At 68.2% G+C, this 2,797-nt stretch carries 5 protein-coding genes and 1 pseudogene; 4 read left to right on the top strand and 2 right to left on the bottom strand.

The annotated features are described in order from the left end of the window. The 3 genes and pseudogenes from H0T81_RS07395 to H0T81_RS07385 form a co-directional block, all read left to right on the top strand. Positions 1 to 68: pseudogene (locus tag H0T81_RS07395) on the top strand (30S ribosomal protein S18); the annotation flags it as partial. Positions 69 to 80: 12 nt separating this feature from the next. Further along, on the top strand, positions 81 to 752 hold the full coding sequence (gene rplI, locus H0T81_RS07390; protein WP_366474098.1) for a 50S ribosomal protein L9: 672 nt from the start codon (positions 81 to 83) through the stop codon (positions 750 to 752). 238 nt (positions 753 to 990) lie between these two features. Continuing rightward, entirely contained in the window at positions 991 to 1,620 is a 630-nt protein-coding gene (locus H0T81_RS07385) for a hypothetical protein (RefSeq protein WP_294011426.1), read from the top strand. A gap of 52 nt (positions 1,621 to 1,672) precedes the next feature. On the opposite strand, the gene H0T81_RS07380 is transcribed toward H0T81_RS07385, so the two are convergent. Beyond that, positions 1,673 to 2,392 carry a glutathione S-transferase family protein gene (locus H0T81_RS07380; protein WP_366474097.1) on the bottom strand — a complete coding sequence of 240 codons (720 nt, stop codon included), beginning with the start codon at positions 2,390 to 2,392 and terminating at the stop codon, positions 1,673 to 1,675. A gap of 1 nt (position 2,393) precedes the next feature. Here H0T81_RS07380 and H0T81_RS07375 point away from each other — a divergent pair, with 1 nt between their 5' ends. Then, a complete protein-coding gene (locus H0T81_RS07375; protein ID WP_294011424.1) occupies positions 2,394 to 2,588 on the top strand; it encodes a hypothetical protein in 195 nt (64 codons plus the stop codon). Here H0T81_RS07375 and H0T81_RS07370 read toward each other — a convergent pair. Then, a partial coding sequence (locus tag H0T81_RS07370; RefSeq protein WP_294011422.1) for a DUF6456 domain-containing protein occupies positions 2,585 to 2,797 on the bottom strand: 213 nt, incomplete at its 5' end. The two genes, H0T81_RS07375 and H0T81_RS07370, sit on opposite strands and share 4 nt — an antisense overlap.

Raw genomic sequence — 2,797 nt, 5'->3', positions numbered from 1 at the left:
AGCGCGAGCTGGCCAAGGCGATCAAGCGCGCCCGCCACATCGGCCTGCTTCCCTACCTCGTGAAATAAGGAGCGGATCAGATGGAAGTCATCCTGCTCGAACGGGTCGAGAAACTGGGCGCGATCGGCGATGTCGTCACCGTCAAGAACGGCTTTGCCCGCAATTATTTGCTCCCCAACAAGAAGGCGCTCCGGGCCAACGAGGCCAACCGCAAGCTGTTCGAGACCAATCGCAAGAAGATCGAGGCCGACAATGCCGACCGGCGGGTCGAGGCCGAAAAGGCCGCCAAGGACGTCGAAGGCAAGACCGTCCAGCTGATCCGCCAGGCGTCCAACACCGGCCAGCTCTACGGCTCGGTCAGCGCCCGCGACATCGTCGAGGCGCTCGATGCCGAAGGCGCCAAGGTGACCAAGAGCCAGATCGTCCTCGACCGGCCGATCAAGGGCATCGGCATGCACGACGTGAAGGTCGCGCTGCACCCCGAGGTCGCGGTGACCGTCCGGGTCAATGTCGCCCGTTCGCCCGAGGAAGCCGACCTGCAGCTCCAGGGCATCGACGTGATGGCGCAGATGTTCGAGCGCGACGCCGCCCCGCCGCCCGAGGAGCTGACTCCGGTCGCCGCGACGGACGAGGCGGATACGGGCGATGCCGGCAGCGACTCCGGCGACGACGCCGACTCCGGCAACGACGCCGACCCGGGGGCCGACGCGGCGGCCGATGCTCCCACTGACGACAGCGAAAAGCAGGGCTAAGCCTCGGCCAATTCACTGGTTCGCCGAGCAGCCGGCGCCACTCCATTCGTCGCAGCTCGTGCAGAACGGGAAACACCGCTTCGCCGCGTTTGCCGCCGATTCTTCCACAGCCGAGGTTCGTTCACTGTTTCAATGCCTTCGGTTCGTCGCATCCACCGGTTCGACGGCGGAACGGTTCGGGCCCGGTTGGGGTTTTTCGGGCACAGAGCATGAGGGGCTGACGCGAGGAGTATCGGCAATGGCGAACGAAAAAGACGACGAGCAATTCGGTGAGCAGGGCAAGACCGGCCAAAAGGGTCGGCAGCCGCTCGGTCAGCAAGGTCAGCAGGGCGAATTCGGCCAGCAGGGCCAAAGCGGCTCCGGCAATCAGCAGGACCCGAGTGGTCAGACCGGCGGCGACGACAGCTTCGGCGGCCAGGCCGGCTCCGGGACAAGCGGGATCGGCTCGAACACCGGTCAAAGCGATCTCGGTTCCGCCGGCATCGGACAGGGCGGCAAGGAGAGTTCAGGCGGCGCCAGCTCGAGCGGCCAGACCGACCTTGGCGGCGACACCGACACTTTGAGCGGTGAGCAGGGCTTTGGCGGTGGCGGCGGATCGAGCGGCCAGAGCGGCGGCTTCGGCGGCGGCGGCGGCGGCGGTGCGAGCGGCGGCGCAGGCGGTGGCACCGAGGGCGGCGGCTTCGTCGGCTCGCAGGGCACCGGTTCCGACGATTACCTGCAGGAGGAAGGCTCGAGCGGCGGCTCGGACTTCGCCAGCCAGGGTCAGGGCGCGACCGAAGGCCCAGGGTCCACGGGTGACGAGGACATCGAGACCGGCCAGCAGCGCAACCGCGACTCCGACATCGAGGGCGGCTCGGGCAACATCTAGCCCGATCGGCACTCGCCAAAAGCGCCGCGCTCCTTCGGGGGCGCGGCGTTTTTTATGCGGCCGTTCGGGCGAGGAAAGCGGCTTCGCGGTCGATCCACCGGGCAAAGCTCGGTCGGGCGAGGATCCGCTCGACATAGGCGCAGGTGCGCACGTGACGCGCTCGGTCGAGGTCGCAGCCGAGGTGCCCGAGGTTCACGAACGGGCTCGCGACCGCGATGTCGGCCAGCGTCAAGCCGTCCCCGACCAGATAACCGTCACCGTCCGGAACGACCGTCTCGAGATAGTCGAGGATTCGCGGCAGCTCGTCGCGCTCGGCGGCCTCGGCGGCCGCTTCGTCGCCAGGCCGGTTGAGGAAGCGCGGCGCGACGACCCGGTTGAAGAACATCTTCGCCCCGCAGCTGGCAAGGATCGTGTCGGCGAACTCGTCGAACCAGATGGTCCGGCCGCGAAGCTGCGGGTCGGCGGGGATCAGCGCCGGTTCGGGGTGCTTGGCCTCGAAGTAGTGGATGATCGCGCTCGAATCGGCGAGCCGAAAGTCGCCGTCGGCGAAGGCCGGCATTTTGACGAACGGGCTCGCTGCCCGGAAATCCGGGTTGGGGTCGCCGGGACCGACCGGCTGGACATCGAGCTCGATGCCCTTTTCGGCCGCGAACGCGAGCACCTTCCGAACGAACGGCGACAGCGAAGAACCGTAGAGAATCATCAGCCTTTGCCTCCCATGCGAGGGCGGCGGAGCATTGCCGAGCGCCGCCCGTTTATCGTCGCAGGCCATCATGGGAGACGAGACGATGCGCAGCAACAGCGGCAAGGACGAAAGCCGCAACAATGTCCGCGATCCGACGCTTCGCGATGACGAGAAAAAGCGGACGTCCAGGACGACCGGCGCCGGCCAGAAGACCACCGACATGGGTTCGCGCAGCCGCAAGACCGGCCAGCGCGGCTCGACCGGCCGGCAAGGCGACCGCTAGCCGATCCGATAGTAGAGGGCGAGTCGGTCGAGGGCGAGCGTCAGCACCAGCTTGCCGGCGCGGGCGGGCCAGCCGAGCGCCGTCTCGGCGTCGCGCATCCCCTCGCCGGCGCAGACCACCCGCCACAGTATGTCGGACAGCCCCGGCCCGGCACTGGCGACGGCGGCGTCGAAGCGCCGGCGGGCGTCGAGCTGGCCGGCGCTGGGCTC

Origin of the sequence: Sphingomonas sp. (assembly GCF_013812825.1) — a bacterium.
Taxonomy (GTDB): domain Bacteria; phylum Pseudomonadota; class Alphaproteobacteria; order Sphingomonadales; family Sphingomonadaceae; genus Sphingomicrobium.
The sequence above is the reverse complement of the archived record's forward strand: the minus strand, read 5'-3'. Positions and strand labels throughout refer to the sequence as shown.

Bases quoted from the DNA above. Each gene is read 5' to 3' on its own strand.
- H0T81_RS07380 (WP_366474097.1), bottom strand. From the start codon at position 2,392: ATGGCCTGCGACGATAAACGGGCGGCGCTCGGCAATGCTCCGCCGCCC.
- H0T81_RS07375 (WP_294011424.1), top strand. From the start codon at position 2,394: ATGGGAGACGAGACGATGCGCAGCAACAGCGGCAAGGACGAAAGCCGC.
- rplI (WP_366474098.1), top strand. From the start codon at position 81: ATGGAAGTCATCCTGCTCGAACGGGTCGAGAAACTGGGCGCGATCGGC.
- H0T81_RS07385 (WP_294011426.1), top strand. From the start codon at position 991: ATGGCGAACGAAAAAGACGACGAGCAATTCGGTGAGCAGGGCAAGACC.